The 1169-nt window shown below is 45.3% G+C and carries 2 protein-coding genes; both read right to left on the bottom strand.

Features of this window, described 5'->3' with window-relative positions; genetic code table 11:
- Positions 1–278: 278 nt before the first annotated feature.
- Complete coding sequence (locus tag BM110_RS29165; protein ID WP_093514682.1) at positions 279–860, bottom strand: tetratricopeptide repeat protein; 582 nt, start codon at positions 858–860, stop codon at positions 279–281.
- Positions 861–980: 120 nt separating this feature from the next.
- The coding region (locus BM110_RS29685) for a hypothetical protein (RefSeq protein ID WP_218189415.1) at positions 981–1169 on the bottom strand (189 nt) is incomplete at its 5' end.

Consider the following 1169-nt stretch of genomic DNA (forward strand, 5'->3'; position numbering starts at 1 on the left):
TTAGTCACCTCGTCACGCTGGGTTTTCTTGGTGCCCCAACTCCCCTTCTTCTTCATGTCATACAGCGAATAATCGCTGTCTTCTGCCGACAGCAGAACCTCATCAACAAAACGAACAGTGGATCCCTCAGGGTCAGACACAGTTTACCCCATCAGCCCGCCATTCAGCGCGAGGCGATTGCCGGCCCTATTAGATACAGCATCATCACTCAATTCGTTTCGTCACCCACCTCAAATTCAATAAATCCGCCCCTTAAGGATCCCCTTTATCAATTTTACTCACCACGCAGCTTGACGGTTCGAGGGTGTCGACTTTCCGGAATGCTTAATTTTTTCAATTTCCGCGTTGACCGCTAAATACTTATCAGCATATTTCTCCGGAGTGCGCTTGTGAAGTTCCCCCAAAATCGACACCAGACTTTCATGAATAGCCAAGTCTGTAGGCTTTATTTCCATAGCATCCTCATAACACTGCAAGGCGCCTTCAAGATCTCCCACCTTAACCAACATCGCACCTAGTTCAAGATACGTATCGACAAATGAAGGTTCGGCTTCAATGGCGGCCTGATAATACTTGAATGCGTAGACAACATTTGACGCACGCTCATTCGATACGCCTGCAAGGAAAAGATATCGAGCTATGACTTGATCAGCGGCCAACTGGGTAGCGACTTCATAATGCTTAATAGCCTGGGCAAAGTCACGCTGATAGAAACATATATCACCTAAACATTCAGCACATGCATAATCAGACAGTGAATGCGAGCAGGCCTTGAAATATTCAATTGCATTTTCGACAAGCCCGGTTGAGAGGTACCGAATCAGTTGTCTCTTAACATCATTAAAATCAGACTCGTTCACAGCTACTCTCCAACTACTCTAACGGGACTGCTCAGGGTCAGCCGCCATTTACTGCGCGCGGGCTGCCCCCCTTTAAACTCTTTATTTTATCGCCCAGCATACTTGGTTCAAAATTTACTTCTATTGAAACGACCAGTCATGCACCGATATCAATTCGATCTTCTGATTAGACTCATACTCCAACGGTGCTCTATAGTCGGTAATAAAGCTGACCCCCTCTATATATTCACCATTTTCAATAATCAGAAACTCATCATCCACATCATTAAAATCCAACTCGTAAAAATCCTCAAGCAGCAGTAGGTCACT

It is taken from the genome of Pseudomonas sp. NFPP28, from assembly GCF_900115535.1.
Lineage (GTDB): Bacteria > Pseudomonadota > Gammaproteobacteria > Pseudomonadales > Pseudomonadaceae > Aquipseudomonas > Aquipseudomonas extremorientalis.